The 16,811-nt window shown below is 65.6% G+C and carries 10 protein-coding genes and 1 pseudogene; 4 read left to right on the top strand and 7 right to left on the bottom strand.

The window, feature by feature from the left end:
• Window positions 1-89 precede the first annotated feature (89 nt).
• Together OOB33_RS07385 and OOB33_RS24525 are read left to right on the top strand one after the other, a co-directional pair.
• Window positions 90-926: a helix-turn-helix transcriptional regulator gene (locus tag OOB33_RS07385; protein WP_271008201.1), complete on the top strand. Its 837-nt coding sequence runs from the start codon at window positions 90-92 to the stop codon at window positions 924-926.
• A gap of 116 nt (window positions 927-1,042) precedes the next feature.
• Window positions 1,043-1,219: pseudogene (locus OOB33_RS24525) on the top strand (helix-turn-helix domain-containing protein); the annotation flags it as partial.
• A gap of 135 nt (window positions 1,220-1,354) precedes the next feature.
• Here OOB33_RS24525 and OOB33_RS07380 read toward each other — a convergent pair.
• Both OOB33_RS07380 and OOB33_RS07375 read right to left on the bottom strand, forming a co-directional pair.
• Window positions 1,355-4,345, bottom strand: coding sequence for a heparinase II/III domain-containing protein (locus tag OOB33_RS07380; RefSeq protein WP_271008200.1), 2,991 nt, complete (start codon window positions 4,343-4,345; stop codon window positions 1,355-1,357).
• 447 nt (window positions 4,346-4,792) lie between these two features.
• Entirely contained in the window at window positions 4,793-5,311 is a 519-nt protein-coding gene (locus OOB33_RS07375) for a peptide-N-glycosidase F-related protein (protein ID WP_271008199.1), read from the bottom strand.
• An 8-nt stretch (window positions 5,312-5,319) separates the two neighbouring features.
• On the opposite strand from OOB33_RS07375, the gene OOB33_RS24520 reads away from it, so the two are divergent.
• On the top strand, window positions 5,320-5,577 hold the full coding sequence (locus OOB33_RS24520) for a helix-turn-helix transcriptional regulator (protein ID WP_442953038.1): 258 nt from the start codon (window positions 5,320-5,322) through the stop codon (window positions 5,575-5,577).
• A gap of 311 nt (window positions 5,578-5,888) precedes the next feature.
• Window positions 5,889-6,920 carry a glycoside hydrolase family 18 protein gene (locus OOB33_RS07370; protein WP_271008198.1) on the top strand — a complete coding sequence of 344 codons (1,032 nt, stop codon included), beginning with the start codon at window positions 5,889-5,891 and terminating at the stop codon, window positions 6,918-6,920.
• A 173-nt stretch (window positions 6,921-7,093) separates the two neighbouring features.
• Here OOB33_RS07370 and OOB33_RS07365 read toward each other — a convergent pair whose 3' ends face one another.
• The 5 genes from OOB33_RS07365 to OOB33_RS07345 all read right to left on the bottom strand — a co-directional run bounded on the left by OOB33_RS07365 (window position 7,094) and on the right by OOB33_RS07345 (window position 16,784).
• Window positions 7,094-7,930 carry a DUF3667 domain-containing protein gene (locus tag OOB33_RS07365; protein WP_165794591.1) on the bottom strand — a complete coding sequence of 279 codons (837 nt, stop codon included), beginning with the start codon at window positions 7,928-7,930 and terminating at the stop codon, window positions 7,094-7,096.
• Between the two features lie 300 nt (window positions 7,931-8,230).
• The gene (locus tag OOB33_RS07360; RefSeq protein ID WP_271008197.1) at window positions 8,231-10,039 is read right to left on the bottom strand and encodes a PNGase F N-terminal domain-containing protein; all 1,809 of its coding nucleotides are present in this window, start codon (window positions 10,037-10,039) and stop codon (window positions 8,231-8,233) included.
• A 51-nt stretch (window positions 10,040-10,090) separates the two neighbouring features.
• Window positions 10,091-12,568 (bottom strand): glycoside hydrolase family 31 protein, encoded by a 2,478-nt coding sequence (locus tag OOB33_RS07355; RefSeq protein ID WP_271008196.1) that lies wholly within the window; start codon window positions 12,566-12,568, stop codon window positions 10,091-10,093.
• On the bottom strand, window positions 12,568-15,225 hold the full coding sequence (locus tag OOB33_RS07350) for a beta-mannosidase (RefSeq protein ID WP_271008195.1): 2,658 nt from the start codon (window positions 15,223-15,225) through the stop codon (window positions 12,568-12,570). Before OOB33_RS07350 ends, OOB33_RS07355 begins: the two co-directional genes overlap by 1 nt.
• Window positions 15,222-16,784 (bottom strand): tryptophan halogenase family protein, encoded by a 1,563-nt coding sequence (locus OOB33_RS07345; protein WP_271008194.1) that lies wholly within the window; start codon window positions 16,782-16,784, stop codon window positions 15,222-15,224. Before OOB33_RS07345 ends, OOB33_RS07350 begins: the two co-directional genes overlap by 4 nt.
• Window positions 16,785-16,811: the final 27 nt, after the last annotated feature.

Here is a 16,811-nt window from a genome sequence, read left to right as displayed (position 1 = left end):
TGCTTGTTCTTTTGTTTTCTTGTTCGCTTGCTAGCAGGGCAGGCCCATGGCTTTTGGGCCAGGTGACCGCCGCTGACATACTGGCCCGCATGCCTTTGCCCCAACCCATCGGCCACCGCTTGAACGCCCTGCACGCCCACGACCTGGCGCTCAGCCACTGCGTGCCCTCGCTGGCCGCGCATGAGGTCCCCGAGCATTGCCATATCGAGCCCCAGTTCGTGCTGGTGGCACGCGGCCGCTATGCCAGCACAGCGCGCGGGGCGGCTGACGAAGGCGCAGGCAAAGGCGAAGGCGACCCCCTGCTGGTGTTCAACCCGCCAGGCACGGTGCACGCCGATTGCTTTGCCGCCTCGCAGCCGCTGGCCGAGGCACGCTTCATCTCGCTGGACCTGGGCTTTGGCCTCTGGGGCTCGCTCAGCCAGACCATGGTCTTGCCGCCCGAACCCGTAGCCTTGTCGGGCCCGGTGGCGCGGCAGCTGCTGGCCCGGGCGCTCCGCCTGACTCAAAGCCCCGACAGTGAAGCACTGGACCTCGACAGCCTGGCGGCCGAGCTGACCGCAGCGGTGGCCGGCGACCAGGAGCGCCAGCACGGCCGCCCGCCGCCCTGGCTGCTGCAATGCCGCGATGCCTTGCGGGATGACAGCCAGTACACCGTCGGCAACCATGGTCTGTGCAAGCTGGCGCAAGAGCTGGGCCTGCACCCCGTCTATCTGGCGCGGGCCTTCCGCAGCCACTTCCGCTGCTCACCCGGCGACTTCGCGCGCCAGCACCGCCTGCAGCGCGCCGCAAACCTGCTGGCACACAGCCGCCTCAGCCTCAGCGATGTGGCGCTGGACTGCGGTTTTTTCGACCAGCCCCATCTGAGCCGGAGCTTCCGGGCGCGTTTCGGGGTGACGCCGGGTGAGTACCGGGTTCGGGCGGGTTGAAGAACGGCAAGGGTCAAGTTTTGCCTTGAGATTTAAGGTCTGACCCTCAGTGCCGGACCCTCAGTGCCGACCCTCAGTGCCCCTTTGACCCTCAGTGCCCCTTCCGATGCTCACCGGGCGACTTCGCGCGCCAACACCGCCTGCAGCGCGCCGCCAAGCTGCTGGCCCACAGCCGCCTCAACCTCAGCGAGGTGGCCCAGGACTGCAGCTTCTTTGACCAGCCCCATCTGAGCCGCAGCTTCCGAGCGCGTTTTGGAGTGACGGCGGGTGAGTACCGGGTTCGGGCGGGGTGAAGCTCGGCAAGGGTCAGGTCTTGCTTTCAGGTTTAAGGCCTGACCCCGAGCCGACCCGACCCCGAGCCGACCCTTGACCCCGAGCCGACCCTATCCTGGCTCAAGCTCGGGTCAGGCGAGGACGAGACTTGAAACTCAGCGCAGCTCGCTTGGCTGCGGCAGTCTTTCAATGCTCAGCACTCCGTTCACCGAGCTGCGGTAGGGAGTCATGCTTCCACTGGGTGCGAAGGACACCCGGGGTACTGGGTCACCCGCGACAGGCGTGACTGAGACGCTGTAGTACTGGTCCGGGATCAGCCCGGTGACGAGATAGCGAGTCGCATAGGGATATGCAACACGCAAACCATGGGATTTCACTTGTGGCGGTTGCTTTGGCAGCACCAGAACCAGCGACATGCCAGTCCGGCCGAGTTGGATCGCCTCGGTTGTCGAGTCAGCGAGAAGGTGCGTGGCCGCTGGCGGCGCAACGCTGCCGTCATCAGCGACGCTAATCACGTTCAAGAATCGCGCCAATTTGGTCGGAGACGTGTCAGTGATCTCGACGCGCCAGCTTCCCGCGTCCTCAACCTTGTCCAACTCCACTTCAGTCATCGTTTGGCCGCTACCGTAGTTCACTGGCGCATAGCCGGTGTATACATTGCTCTGCGGCGAGCGCACAGCGAATCGGTAGCTGTTGCCGGATGAGGCAATGCCGCCGATCTTGCGCATCTGAGGGGCCAGCGGAATCAGGGTTTCGACAAAGGCCATGGCGCCGCCGTTCCTGATCTCAAGCAGCGGTGCGCGGCCGTTGACCAGGGCGATGTTGGTGACGCCCGCTTGCTGCGGCCCGTCGCTGGCTACGAGTGGTTCCTTCGCCGTGTGCAGCAAGATGGTTTTGGGCAGGGATTCCTTGCCATTCACAACCTTGATCTGGTCGTAAGTGATGAGCACGGGCTTGGCCCAGAATTCCGGCTGTCGCAGAAACACCAACTGGCGCACGAACCCACCTTCGCGTTCCAGCTTGGTGCTGGCATAGGCTTTGCTGGCATCCCCCACGGCATAGCTGTAATCGACGCCGGCCTCAAAGCGAACGATGCCATCCAGTTTGTTCGGACCTGCCTGGGCCTGCTCCAGGGTTGGGTAGCGTGCCATCGAAGGCGCTAACCACTGGCCGCCATCGTTGGCGTAGGTCTTGCCCGCATAGGAAAAAGTCTCCGCCGGGTCCGTCACGATGGCCGTGTTGTGGGCCACACTGCGAATGTAGTAGTTCCACCAGTGATCGGATCCGTAGAAGTCATACACGCCGGAGTCCAGCAGCAAGGGGGCTTTGTAGAACAGCGAGAAGCTGTTCTGGTCGAAATGCTGGTGGTTCTCACTGGTGAAGGACGCTGAGTGGAATTCGGCCAGTGTTGCGGACTTGTAGTCCCAGCTGTCGCGCATCACAACATTGCCGCTGACCTTGAAATGCCGGGACAGAGGTAGGTTCAGCGCGTCAGGCGACGCAGCATTCTTGCTGCCCGGCGACCAAAGCAGAATGTCGAGCAGGCCGCCGCTTCCGCGGGCCGGTGCTACATGTTGCTCGTAGAGCCAACGGGCAGCAGGGGCTTCGTGCGCGTTGCCGTACAGGGCACCATACAGGGCCATGCTGGCCACCTGATCGTCCCAATTGATCACAAAATTGTCACCTGCTGCCGGAAACACGGCTTGTGTAGAGCCGCGCGCCCCGTAGAGATAGAACAGGAAGGCGTGCCGGGCGTAGTCGGGCGGCGTCGCAGGCGCATCGCCCCAGGCCAGTGCCGTACGCCATAGCTCCAGGGGCCCTGGGTTGCTGGCGCCGTATGACCACCCGAGATGGGTGCCGCCGTTCTGGTTGATCCAGTTGCGTGCCTTGTAAAAGCCTTTGTCGAAATGGTCGTAGGCAAGATTCAACAAAGGAGCGACTTGAGGATGTTCGGTGCCGATGGCCGCCAAGCCCAAGGCCATAGCTGCTACTGCGCCTCGATGATGGCCGCTGATGTAATAGGGCGCTATGCTGGGCACCGGGGCATGCTGAATCGGATCCCAGTTCTCGATCATGGGTCTGCTTGCGCAGTCCAGCAGGGGCAAGTTCTTCAGCGCTTGCTGGCCGCAAATGTAGCTGCCGAGCAGGTAAGTCCCCGCCGCATTCCGGGCCAGGATGGTGTTCTGGATGCCATGCGCCAGAGCATCCGCGTACATACTTTCCGAAGCCCCTGGCAATGGGGTCGTCGTGACCACGGGGTATAGCCAGTCATACAGAATGCCCATCGCCGCCACACGGCCACGCATGGGGAACTCGCCCCCCTCGCCCCAGGGCGTGGCCAACAGCTGGCTGGCATAGTTCAGGGCTGCGCTCCTGTACTGCATCTGGCCCGTGATCAGGTGCGAGAACGCGAGTACTTGTGCGATGTCCTGCAGCCTTGTCGGATGCGACAGGGTGTTCTCCGGGCCGGTCAGCACTACGGGCTTGCCGCAACTCATCGGGTCGGTTGCAACAGCGCAGGTGTTCAATATGCTCGCAAAAGCCTCGGCATCGCGCTGGGTGTTGCGCCACTGGCGAAGCAACTCGTGATCGAGCTCTGGATAGTCCGCCAGCACCTGGCCGGTGAGCTCGTCGGTCAGTTTCAAAGCTGAGACATTCTCACCGGCACGTCCGGAGATAGCCATCAGCTGACCATCGGGCTGCCATGCAAGCGGAACGCCGTTCGTTGTCCGCCAGACCAGCGGAAAGACTCTGCCGTTGATTGCGTAGTCCGCCTGGTGCTTGTTGGCATCCCATTGGATGCGCAGCTGCACCGGTTGGTCCACAGGAAGGTCCACGCGCGCGACGGCCACATAAGACGGCAGACTGACCGCCTGAAAGGCCAGTTGGAACCCAATGGTCGGCGTTGAAATGTCCAGCCGGTCATAGCTGCGAATGTGGCGCACGAAAATGTGATTGCGCTGATCGCTGTAGCCATCGAAGACGCCAAGGTCGCCGCCCTCACCTTCGGAAGGCCGCCGAGGTGTGATCGTGAACTGCAGGCTTCCCTTGGAAGGAAAGGAAACTTGCTGGGGAAGCATCGCGCGGAGTCTCGCCACCTTCTGCGTGTCTAGAAAAATGCGCGGATGCTCGGACTTCAGCGGCACGGGCAGCCCCGCGCGGACTAGCCCGGGCCCGAGCAAAAACGCTGCGGCACAGAGTGCAATCTTCCAGTGCGAAAAAAGAGACCGATCTGACATGCGAGCTCCCGAGTCTGTTTGGCCGATATTGGTAGGTCGGCGTGACGCGGTCGTGACGCTGCGTCAACGATTTCACTCTGATGGATACGCCTGGCTCCAGCAATACTGAGTTGATTGCCAGTTATGCGACATAGGCAGATAGATCACAAACGACGACCGGCATCTGCCAACCTCAAATGCATCAATGTGTGCAATTTTGACTGATTGATACGAGCGACAGTTATGCGCCAGGCAATGAGTGCGTGCTCACCTGCTCGCGCTAAAGCCATGCCATGCACCATGTGGATAACGCCACAATTAGACGCCTTGCAGTGCAAGAAAAGTTTCGCCTCGGCCAACAACGGCGCCTTCAGGTCAGAGCGTAAGGCCTTTTGCTTCAAGGCAAGACCTGCCGCTACAACTACGAGACGAGTTCACACCGCAGGGCACCTGCGGTATCACTCCCCCCACCAACACCCCCGACACATTCCAGGAACTGAAACTCGTCCCCTCGCGCGGCCCTTGCGGTATCCGCACCGTCATCCGGTGCCGTCCGGCTTTGAGGTTACCCAGGTCGATGTAGATCGGGTTGGTCGCGGTGCCGGGGCACCAGTTGGAGCGGCTGATGTCGGAGGACGAAAGGCCGTCGTTGAAGTTGCCTGAAGCCGGGTTGAGGAGGCGGAAAGCGCCGCAGTCCTGGCGCCAGGGGACGAAGGCAAACACCTCTTTGCCGTTGAGCAGGATGGTGTTTTTCTTGGGCACGAATTCGTCGCCGTTGGTCCAGCCGCCGTGGCCGGTGCTGATGTAGCGCAGGCGGGCGTTCTTGAACGGGCGGTCGAGGTGAAGCTCAGCTCCAGGGCCTTGGGCTTGTCGAAGCCAATAAACCGTAGGCAACACATGGGCTGTGCAAACTGGCGCAGGAGCTGAGCCTGCACCCCGTCTATCTGGCGCGGGCCTTCTGCAACCACTTCCGCTGCTCACCCGGCGACTTCGCGCGCCAGCACCGCCTGCAGCGCGCCGCGAAGCTGCTGGCCCACAGCTGGCTCAGCCTCAGCGAGGTGGCGCTGGACTGCGGCTTCTTTGACCAGCCCCATCTGAGCCGGAGCTTCCGGGCGCGTTTTGGGGTGACGCCGGGTGAGTGCCGGGTTCGGGCGGGTTGAAGAACGGCGAGGGTCAGGTCTTGCCGGCCCGTGCTTCAGCGCAACCCGTCCATGCCATCAACGGCCCATCCACATCTGCATGCAGTCTGTCGCACCTCCCGGCGCTGCAAAGCAGGTGCCTCGCTACATTGCGCGAGTTGAGCAATCCACCGGCCCTGAAGGCACCCACCGGCCCATGCACGGTTCCGCTCGACCCTTTCGCAGCGCAAACCAGTGAAGGCACTCAAATGACGCACCACTTGCATAGACCCGACGGGCTGCTGTCTTTCATCGCAAGGCTGAGCGGCAGCCTTGGGCTTGCGGCTGCATGCGTGATCCTCGCAGCCGGCTCCTCGGCCCGCGCTGCAGCAGGGCCTGCGCCGGCCGCACCAGCCGCAGCCTGCCGGCCGGTGGTCGCGGTCTACCCGAGCTGGAAGGCCCTGGCCTTGCCGCTGACTGCCATACCCTGGGAGCGCTTCACGCATCTGGCCCTGGTGTTCGCCTTGCCAACAGCAGACGGTGGTTTGCGCACCCAGGAGCTGGACGAGCTCTTGCCGGGCTTGCGGGCGGAAACGCGCAAGCACGGGCGCAAGCTGTGGGTCTCGATCGGTGGCGCGAACGGTGTGGGCGACGCCTTTCAGGCCCTGGGCCGCGATGCGGGCAAGCGGCAGAAGTTTGTCGAACAGGTCCGGCGCTTTGTTGACACACAGCAGCTCGACGGCATTGACATCGACTGGGAGCATTGGACCCGCCAGCACCAGCTGGGCCAGGGTGGCAATGACCCGGTGGAGAGCGCCATGCTGGTGCAGCTGATGGCCGAGCTGCGTGCCGCCTTGCCGGCCTCGGTGGAACTGAGCGCATCGGTGTTTGCCGGGCCCTGGATCGGCCCGCAGTACCTGAGTGAGCTGCAAAAGCATGTGAGCTATGTGGCGCTGATGTCCTACGATTTCACCGGCGCCTGGTCGGGCTCGGCGGTCGGACACCACGCCGATCTGGAGACCTTTAAGGCCGCCACCCAGGATCTGCTGAAGCGCGGCTTCCAGCGCGAGAAGATCCTGCTGGGCTTGCCCTTCTACGGCAAGGAGTTCATCCAGGGCCGCACGCAGGAGGTGCGCGACCAGCCCTATCGCGACATCCTCAGCCGCATGGGCGCCGATCTCGCGCCGCTCGCCAAGGGCCAACTGGGACACACCTACTTTGAAACCCCGGCGCTGGTGAAAGCCAAGGCCGAGTTCGCCCGCGACCAGGGTTTTGCCGGGCTGATGATGTTCGAGCTGAGCATGGACGCGCTGCAATCGCCGCACAGCCTGAGCCTTGCCAGCATGCAAGTGATCTCACCGACCGCCTGCGGCCGCCGCCCCTGATCGTGTGCGGCACCGGATCAGGCATGGGGCCCTGGCCCTCAGCTCGCTTGGCCCTCCGCTCGCTCAGCTCTGTTCTCAGCTCCTGTGACCCTCCGCTCCTGGGGCGCAGCAGGGTGCAGAACTGGACCATGGACATGACCCGGCAGGCACCGGACTGAGGGGCCGCCCTGGCCTCAGGACATGGGGCGCCACCACAGGGCGTCCAGCCACAGCAAGTACAGGGCAAAGTAGCTGATCTGCCAGATGACCATGGTCAGCAGGACCCGTATCAGCGTGGCCCACCTGCGCCCCCCTAGCCAGCGCTGGCAGGACAGCGTCAGGTACAGCAGGCTACTCAGCAATGAGCCCGCCATGATGACGTTGCTCGAGGCGGCGGTGATGTGGAAGATCAGGGACCAGGTCAGTGAAATAAAGGCGCCAGCCGCATGCACATGCAGCGAAGCCACCAGGTGGGTGCCATAGCTGAGCTTGCGGCTGAAGTAGGCCAAGTAGGTGCCCAGGGCGAGAAATGGCACCAGCAGCAAGAACAGCAGGTGTGCCTGCTTGCTCAGCTGGGTGGTGCGCAGGGCTTGCTCGCGAGCGAGGGACTGAGGATCTTGCTCCCACTGATGGCGCAGATCCTGGCAACGCGATGCTGGAAGGCCCCTGCAGACAAACTCGCCAGCACGTTGCCCCACCTGCACGATCAAACCATAAGTCAGGTAGGTGGCTTCGCGTCGGTCCAGGTTGTTGTGCCGCGCAAATTGAGGGTCATATGTCCGGGCATGGCGATGGCTTTCGGGCAAGGGCAGCAGCACGCTGATCAACCAGATCGAGAGGAGTGCTGCCATGCTGGTGGCCATGTACAAGCGCAAGGGCAACACATAGTGGCGACGGCGCCCGCGCAGGTACTCCTGCGTCAGCTCACCCGGCCTCAGGAGGGTGAGCAAGCTGCGCAGCAAGGCCCCTTGCGTCGACAGGTACTGGCCGGTGAACTCCCGAACAAACACGGGGACGGAGGGCGGCTGCAAGGTCGTTTCCTGACCGCATTCGCCGCAATAACGCGGCTTGGGGAGAGACAGCGCGCTGCCGCAGTTGGGGCAATGGGAGGGAGCCGGCGTGTCCATCGCCGCCGATGATAGGGGCGATGGCGGCGGTCTGACCTTGGTGAAATCCTGGGTGAATCACATACCGCGAGAGCGCACCCGATGGGCGCGACGGCTTGCCAGGGCGAGCTAGATCGCAAGTCATCGGAGCCAGGCCTTGCATTTCGAGGCAATACCTGACCCCAGTTCACACAGATCAGCGCACAGCGCTGACCTTCGGCTGCCTCACTCCCCCACCAACACCCCCGACACATTCCACGAACTGAAGCTCGTCCCCTCACGCGGCCCCTGCGGAATCCGCACCGTCATGCGGTGCCGTCCGGCTTTCAAGTGACCGAGGTCGATGTAGATCGGGTTGGTGGCGGTGCCGGGGCACCAGTTGGAGCGGCTGATGTCGGAGGACGAAAGGCCGTCGTTGAAGTTGCCGGAGGCGGGGTTGAAGAGGCGAAAAGCGCCGCAGTCCTGGCGCCAGGGCACGAAGGAGAACACCTCTTTGCCATTCAACAGGATGGTGTTTTTCTTGGGCACGAATTCGTCGCCATTGGTCCAGCCGCCGTGGCCGGTGCTGATGTAGCGCAGGCGGGCGTTTTTGAGCGGGCGGTCGAGGGTGAAATCCACCTCCAGGCCCTTGGGCTTGTCGAACATGGTGGCGTAGTCCTGCTCGGCCATCTCCATCACATTGGTGGTGTTGAACAGCGGGATCAGGCGCGGTGCCGATGCTGCCGCAGAAGCGGCAGGCGTAGATCCGGTGCTCGGGCTCACCGGCTTGGAGAACATGGCGGTGGCGGCATCGCTGGGGTGGATGGTGAGGTTGAGGTCCAGCTTGTGGCCGCCCTTGTCGTAGTTGCCGATGAACACGCCCAGGGCCAGTTGCTGGCCCGAGAGGCGCTGGGCCAGGTCGGTGATGTCCATGCGGTAAGGCGCGGCCTCGTGCCAGGTCTTGCCCTTGAGCTGCAGGTGGTTGTAGTGCTTGACGCCAAAGGGCGTGAAGAAGCGCATCAGCTCGATCAGGGGCGCGTAGCCCTCGGTGGCGACCACGCCGCGGTAGGTCCGGCCATTGCCGTTCTGATAAGCCGGCAGGGCGGCTACGCCGCGCTGCAGGCCATCGAGGAAGTTGCGCGTGGCCTTCTTTCCCTTCTCTGACTCCTTCGTACCCAGCGGAATCACGAAGACCGATCCGGTGCGGTCATACGCATCGCCATTGGAGCGGGCCAGCAGGTCCACAAACACCTGGCTGCCCGGCGCGATCTCGGGCAGCTGCACGGTCTTGAGCACCACGGTGCCGTTTGCGTAACGGGTCACGCCCTCGCGCGGCTCGCGGTCCTCGCCCGAGAAGTTGACGATCTGGTCCTGGAACACCGGAATGGTCGTGAAGCGGCTGCGCCAGACGCGGTCTTTGTAGCTGAGGCCGTCGAGCAGGGGCGCGGCCTCAAGCTTTCCACCCTGGGCCATCTCGGCCAGATCCAACCCCTGGAAAGGCTCGATCTGCGTGGCGCTGATGACGAAGTTGCCGTTGCGCACCAGCTCCAGCACCAGGCCCAGCTGGTGGCCCAGCACGGTGGGCGCGCCGGCCGCGGGCAGCTCGGTCGTGTACCAGAGCTCGATGGTGTTGGAGTTCACCACCGTCTTGGCCTTTTTGCAGCGGTAGCCGAGGATGGTGCGCGTCTCTTCGCTGAACTCGTAGCTTTGCTTGGACAGGGATTCGCGGTCCAGGGTGGCGATGCCCTCCCCTGGGCTCAGGCGGGCCAGCTGCAGCAGCTCTTGCGCGGCGGGCTTGATGAACTGCTGCTCGAAGGGAAAGCCGGCCTTGCCGGCCAGGATGGCCTCGGAGCTGATCAAGGCCTCGCCCTTGGCGGCGAACACCCAGATCGGGTCCTGGCCCTCGACCGGCTTGCCGTTGTAGCTGCGCTGGTAGCGCAGCTTCCAGCCCTCGGTGGGCGCGGCCAGGGCGAGGCTGGGCGCCAGGGCGGCCAGGGTCGCCAGCAGAACGCCGGCCAGGTGGGCTTTGTTGAACATCGGGCGTATGGCTCGCATCGTCGTCCTCAATCTTGTCGTCGTGTTGCTCTCGGCATTCGGCCGTTGGCCTCAGTGTGCCAGCCGCAGCTGGTGCAGGCCCTCATCTGCCGCGGCGGGCAGCTCCAGGCGCAGCCGGCCGGTCTCGTCCTTCTGAGCAGGCAGCGGCTGGCCGTCGAAACGCCAGGGCGATGCACGATCCAGGCCCAGAATCTCCAGCCGCGCCAGCCGCTGAAATCCAGCGTTCGGGGGCAGATCAAGCTCCAGCGTCAGCCCCTGGCCATCCTGGCGGATGCCGATGCGGCGTGCCGCCCCCCGGCGATAGCCATAGCCCTCACCGGCATCTTGAAACACCTCGCTGCGGCCGCTGCGGCCCCAGGCCACGGTCAGGGCCAGCGGCGCGGCGCGCATCTCGCCCGTGTGCTGCAGCAGCGCTTGCGTGGGCACGGCGGCGCCCACGCGGATGAACAGGGGCAGGCGGTCCAGTGGCGCGGCCACGGTGGCCTCGCTGCCGCCTTCGAAGCGGCGGCCGGTCCACCAGTCCAGCCAGGCTTCGCCGGCGGGGAAGTAGACGCGGCGCTGGCGCTCGCCCTCGCGCAGCACCGGCGCCACCAGCAGGTCGCGGCCGAGAAGAAACTGATCGTCCACCAGGCTGGCGCGCACATCGCGCGGGAAGTTGAACCACAGCGGCCGCAGCGGCGGCAGGCCGCTGCGCTCGTTCTCCTCAAAGAGGCTGTAGAGGTAGGGCAGCAGGCGGTAGCGCAGCTCGATGGTGGCGCGGTTGATGCGCTCGAACTCGGGGCCAAAAGCCCAGGGCTCGCGCGGCGCCGAGACATCGTTGGAATGCGTGCGGAAGAAGGGCGTGAGCACGGCCGCCTGCAGCCAGCGGCTGTGCAGCTCGGCGCTGGGGCTGCCCATGAAGCCGCCAACATCGGCGCCCACAAACGGCACGCCCGAGATGGACAGATTGCTCAGCATGGGAATGGTGAGCGCCAGATGCGTCCAGGTGGGCGAGTTGTCGCCCGTCCAGACCGCCGCATAGCGCTGCACACCGGCGGCACCGGCCCGCGTCAGCACCATGGGCCGCTGCTCGGGGCGCAGGCGGCGCAGGCCCTCGAAGCTGGCGCGGGCCATCTGCAGGCCGTAGACATTGTGATAACGCGCATGATCACCGGGCCGGCCGTCGCCGGCATGGCGAGCGTCCAGCGGCAGGGTCTTTTGCGGGCCGAGCGAGATTTCCGGCTGGTTGAAGCCATCGGGCGCGAACACGCCCGGCTCGTTCATATCGTTCCAGAAGCCATCGACGCCCAGCTCCAGCGGCGCGGCGTAGAGCTGGCCGAACCAGTCGCGCGCGGCCGGCGAGGTGAAATCCGGGAAGGCACAGATGCCGGGCCAAACCTTGGCATGCAGCTCTTGGCCATCGGCGCCACGCATGAACACGCCGGCCTCGCGGCCGCTGCGGTAGATGGCAAAGCCTTCGTCGCGCTTGATGCCGGGGTCGACGATGGTGACGGCGCGGAAGCCCTGCGCATGCAGCTGGCCCAGCATCTCGCGCGGCTGCGGGAAGGTGCTCGGGTTCCAAGTGAAGACGCGGAAGCCGTCCATGTGGTCGATGTCGAGGTAGAGCACATCGGCCGGGATCTGGCGCTGGCGGAACTCCCGCGCCACGCGCAGAACTTCATCCTGCGTCTTGTAGGACCAGCGCGATTGCTGATAGCCCAGGGCCCAGACGGGAGGCAGCGGGCCGCGGCCGGTGAGCGCGGTGTAGTCCTGCAGCACCCGGGCCGGGCTGCGCTCCGGGCCGCCGGTGAAGACGAAGTAATCCAGCTCGCCACGCGCCGCGCCGAAACGCCAGCGCTTCGGCTCGGTCTTGCCCATGTCGAACCAGCTGCGGCTGCTGTTGTTGAGGAAGACGCCGTGGCTCAGGCCCTGGTGCAGGGCGATGAAGAAGGGGATGGCCTGGTAGGACGGGTCGTGGCCGGGCGCGTAGTCGGGCACGTCGGCGTTCCACATCACCAGATGCTGCTGGTGGCGCGAGAGCGGCAGGGCTTTTTCGCCAAAGCCGTAGTAGAGCTCGTAGTCGTCGCGGCGCTTGGTGACCTCGACACTGCCCTCTTGCGGATCGAAGACGATGGGCCGGGCCGGGTCATCGGCGCTGATCAGGCGGCCGGCGCTGTCGAACACGCTCAGCTGCAGCTCAGGGGTGCGGCGGATCTGCACCCGCGTGCCGCTGGCCGAGCGCAACTCCAGCAATTGCGGGCCAATGCGGCGCAGCTCCGCCTTGGCCTGCGGCGGCGATTCAGTCAGCGCGTAGCTGGCCGTGTCGGGCTCGAAAGGCGCGCCGCTGGGGCTGATGCGCACGCGCAGCACCTCGGGCGTGACGAAGCTGATGCGGGCCCGGGCGCCACGCGCCAGGCGCAGATCCACGCCGTCCTCGCGCAGGCTGGACTGCGTGACCGGGCCGAGGCTGCGCGGGGCCGCCTCGGCAGGCAGCGGTGCGAACACGGCGAGCAGCAATGCCGCGGCGCACAGAGGGCTCCATATGATCATCACAGCGCCGCACTCCCCAGCACACGCAGGCGCAGGGCGCGCTGCAGGTCTTCCACGGTGGCTTTGCCGTTTCCGCTGAGCTTGAGCTTGAGGCGCAGCGACTCGCCGGGCAGCAGCGTCAAAGCGTTGTCAGCCACATCCACGTCCAAGCCCTCGAAATCAATCCAGACGCCACGCGCGAGATTGCGCGCTTGCACATGCAGCTGCAGCTCGCCGCCCACGCGCTCGACCTGGGCCTGCACGGCCGAGCCCTGTGGCCAAGCCAGGTCTTTGGCGGGCTTGAAATACACCACGCTGCGCGAAGGCGGTTCGCCCTCGGCCTGCAGCTCGAACACGGCCACGGCGGAGGCCGGGTCGGCATCGCCGAGCAAATCGGCATCGGCATAACGCGTGAGCAGCTGGGACGAGAGCGGGGCCAGGGTCAGGGCCTGGCGCTCCTCGCGCAGGGTGCGGCCTTGCAGCGTCATCACACGCAGGCGCAGCTCGCCGCGGTGGGCCTCGGTGCGGTCGTTGATGACATGCAGCCGGGTCTGGCCCGAGGCCTCGCGGAGCGCCGCCACCGCCACCGGCGCGAAGAAGCGCCGGGCCTGGAAGTGCAGCGCCTTCCAGCGGCCGACATGGTCGATGCTGGACCAGGACGCGCCGGGCCAGACATCGTTGAGCTGCCAGTACAGCGAGCCCATGGTGAAGGGCCGGCTGGCGCGGTGGTGCAGAGCGGCGAGCTGGATGCCCTCGGCCTGCATCAGCTGGCTGCGGTAGATGAAGTCGCCAAAATCGCGCGGCTCGCCGAACTCCTCGCGGATGTATTTCAACAGCCGCTCATTGCCCTGGCCGGCCATGAATTTCTGGTGCGCGGTGATCAGCGGCGCGTGGATGGCCTGCTCGCTGCGCGGCGCAAACGCATCCACCGTGGCCTGCACCGGCCAGGCCTGCAGGCCGTATTCGGACATGAAGCGCGGCGTGATCTCCAGGTACTTGCTGACCGGGTGGGCCGGGTTGCCCCAGACCTCCCAGTAGTGCATATCGCCGCTGGCGGGCGTGTTGGCCACTTCGGCCAGGTCATCACCGGGCGAGCTGGACCAGTAGGCGATGCCACCGCCCTCCTCGGCCACCACCTGGCGCAGATCGCGGCCGAAGAGCTGCACATAGCCCTGCCAGACGCGCTCGGCCAGGGCCGGGTCGGCGGCCTTCATGTCACGGCCATGGCCCCAGTACTTCCAGGCGATCTCCTGCTCGTTGTTGCCGCACCAGAGCACCAGGCTGGGGTGGTGGCGCAGGCGCTGCACCTGCTCGCGCGCCTCGACCACCACACTGGCGCGGAAGGCCGGGTCGTAGGCCGGCTGCATGCCGCCGCCGAACATGAAGTCCTGCCAGATCATCAGGCCCAGCTCATCGGCCAGGTCGAAGAAAGCCTCGCTCTCGTAGTAGCCGCCGCCCCAGCTGCGGATCATGTTCATGTTGGCATCACGCGCGGACTGCATCACCCGGCGCAGCTGCGCAGCACTGACGCGCGGCTGGAACATGTCGAAAGGAATGGAATTGGCACCCTTGGCGAAGACGGGGATGCCGTTGACCTCGAAGTGGAAGCCGCGGCCTTGCGCGTCGGGCTCGCGCTTCAAGACCACGCTGCGCAGGCCGGTGCGCTGGCTCAGCGCATCGACGCGCCGGCCGGCTTGCAAAACCTCCAGCTCGTAGCGGTACAAGGCCTGCTCACCGTAGCCGTTAGGGAACCAGCGCCGCGGTTGCTCGACCTGCAGAGGCATCTCGATTTTCTGCAGGCCAGCCTCCGCGGCCTGGCCCCGCTGCTCGGCGGCCAGCTGGCGGCGGCCGTCGGGGCCGGTCTGCCAGAGGCGCAGCTGATAGTGCCCGGCGCGCGCCAGCTCCAGCGTGGCGATGGCGCGCAAGCGGGCCCGCTCGGCCGTGACTTCATCCTGCAGCAGCTGCAGCGATTCGATGCGCAGGCCGCTCCAGCTCCGCAGGGTCACCGGCTGGCTGATGCCGGCAGTGACGTAGCGCGGGCCCCAGTCCCAGCCGTAGTGGTAACCCGGCTTGCGGACGAAGTTGCCCGTCATGGCATCGGGCGGCTCGTCGCCGTAGGGCGAGGGGTAGTTGCCGGCCAGCTTGACCGGCATGGCCTGCACCTGGGGCAGGAGCTTGTTGATCGGCGAGCGGAAGACGATGCTCAGCTCATTGCCAGACGCACGCAGCAGGCCCTTCTCAACCGGCAAGCGCCAGCGGCGGAAGGCGTTGTCGGCACGGAGCAAGCTGCGGCCGTTGAGCTGCACCTCGGCAAAGGTGTCCAGCCCTTCGAAGACCAGCTCCTGTCGCACCTGCGCCAGCTGGGCGCGCGGCACATCAAAGCGCGTGCGGTACTCCCAATCGGCCAGGCCTATCCATTGCAGGGCTGCCTCGGGTGCGCCGAAAAAAGGGTCGGGGATCAGCTGAGCGGCCAGCAGGTCGGTGTGCACCGTGCCGGGCACCTGGGCCGGGCGCCAGGCGGTGGCTGCGGCATGGGTGGCAGCCTTGCTGCTGGCGGGGCTGAGGCGGAACTGCCAGGCTTGGGTCAGGGGCAGAAGCTCGGCGGCGGAGGCGGGCATGGCCAGCGAGAGCATGGACAAGAAACAGGCTGCGCGACGAAGCAAGTTCTGAAACTTCATGCGGCCCTCCAGTAACGCTCAAGCCACTGCTGGTGAGTGGGCATGGCGGCCACGGCATCGCTCAGGATGTGGCGCGTGCCCTCCACGAAAGCGTGCAGGCGGTCTTCGGGCATGTCGTCGACGATGGGGTGGTAGCTGCGCGGCAGGATGCGCTGGCCCAGCATCACCTGCACCCAGCTGGGCAGGGCAAAGAAATCCTCGCCGTGGCGGAAGTAGCGGCCGTCGGCGCGGAACAGGTCCATGGCCTCGCGCAGGCTGTCAGGCACAGACATGGTGCGGCAGTCGTTCCAAAAATCGGAATCGTCGCGCTCGGTCGCGTGGTAGTGCAGGATCAGGAAGTCGCGCACACGCTCGTACTCAAACGCGGTCTCGCGGTTGAATCGCTCGGCCAGCTGCGGGTTGAATTCGCGCCCCGGGAACAGGCTCAGCAAACGGCTGAGGCCCGATTGCACGAGGTAGATGCTGGTGGATTCCAGCGGCTCCAGGAATCCGCTGGCCAGGCCCAGGGCGATCACGTTCTTGTTCCAGACCTGCTTGCGCATGCCGGTGGTGAAGCGCAACAGGCGCGGGTCGGCCAAGGGCTTGCCGTCGAGATTGGCCATCAAGGTGGCGGCGGCCTGGTCCTCGCTGAGGTGCTGGCTGGAGAAGACATAGCCATTGCCGATGCGGTGCTGCAGCGGGATGCGCCATTGCCAGCCGGCGGCCTGGGCGGTGGCGCGGGTATAGGGCGTTATGGGACTCACACCTTCACAAGGCACAGCCAGGGCGCGGTCGCAAGGCAGCCAATGCGACCAGTCGGTATAGCCGGTCTTGAGGGTCTCTTCGATCAGCAGTCCGCGAAAGCCCGAGCAGTCGATGAAGAGATCGCCCTCGACGCGCTCGCCGCTTTCCAGCTGCACGGCTTCGATGAAGCCGTCGTCAGTGCGCTGCAGGGCGCGCACGATCTTGCCTTCGATGCGCTGCACACCGCGGCGCTCGGAGATCTCGCGCAGAAAGCGGGCGTAGAGGCTGGCGTCGAAATGGTAGGCGTAGGCGATGTCCGCCAGGGGCGAGTCTGGCGCGGCATTGGGGTCGCCCGGGATGAACTTGCCCTGCGGCGCCATCACGGTCTGCAGGGAGTAATCGCCGATGGGCCCGGCGCGGCCGGCCAGGAACAGCTTGAGCCAGAACTGGTGAAACGGCAGCGGCCCGCGCGAGCGGCCGATGACGCCGAAGCCGTGGGTGTAGCGGTCGCCGATGCGGGCCCAGTCGCGGAACTCGATGCCGAGCTTGACGGTGCCCTGGGTGCGACGCACGAACTCCATCTCGTCGATACCCAGCATCTGGCCATTGAACATGCGGATGTGCGGCACGCTGGCCTCGCCGACGCCTACGATGCCGATCTCCTCGGACTCAATCAACCGCACCGAGGCCTGCCGGCCCAAGTAGGTGGCCAGGGTGGCCGCGGCCATCCAGCCGGCGCTGCCGCCACCGACCACCACCACACGGCGGATGGGGCCGTGGGGCGGCGATGGGCTGCGGCTGCTGCCGTCCTTGTCGAGACTGCTGCTCTCACTCATGCTGGAGAACCCTTCTGCCGGGCACGA

The organism is Paucibacter sp. B51, from assembly GCF_027863535.1.
GTDB classification, from domain to species: domain Bacteria; phylum Pseudomonadota; class Gammaproteobacteria; order Burkholderiales; family Burkholderiaceae_C; genus Paucibacter_A; species Paucibacter_A aquatilis.
The sequence above is the reverse complement of the archived record's forward strand: the minus strand, read 5'-3'. Positions and strand labels throughout refer to the sequence as shown.

Bases quoted from the DNA above. Each gene is read 5' to 3' on its own strand.
- OOB33_RS07360 (WP_271008197.1), bottom strand. From the start codon at position 10,039: ATGCGAGCCATACGCCCGATGTTCAACAAAGCCCACCTGGCCGGCGTT.
- OOB33_RS07355 (WP_271008196.1), bottom strand. From the start codon at position 12,568: ATGATCATATGGAGCCCTCTGTGCGCCGCGGCATTGCTGCTCGCCGTG.
- OOB33_RS07385 (WP_271008201.1), top strand. From the start codon at position 90: ATGCCTTTGCCCCAACCCATCGGCCACCGCTTGAACGCCCTGCACGCC.
- OOB33_RS07345 (WP_271008194.1), bottom strand. From the start codon at position 16,784: ATGAGTGAGAGCAGCAGTCTCGACAAGGACGGCAGCAGCCGCAGCCCA.
- OOB33_RS07350 (WP_271008195.1), bottom strand. From the start codon at position 15,225: ATGAAGTTTCAGAACTTGCTTCGTCGCGCAGCCTGTTTCTTGTCCATG.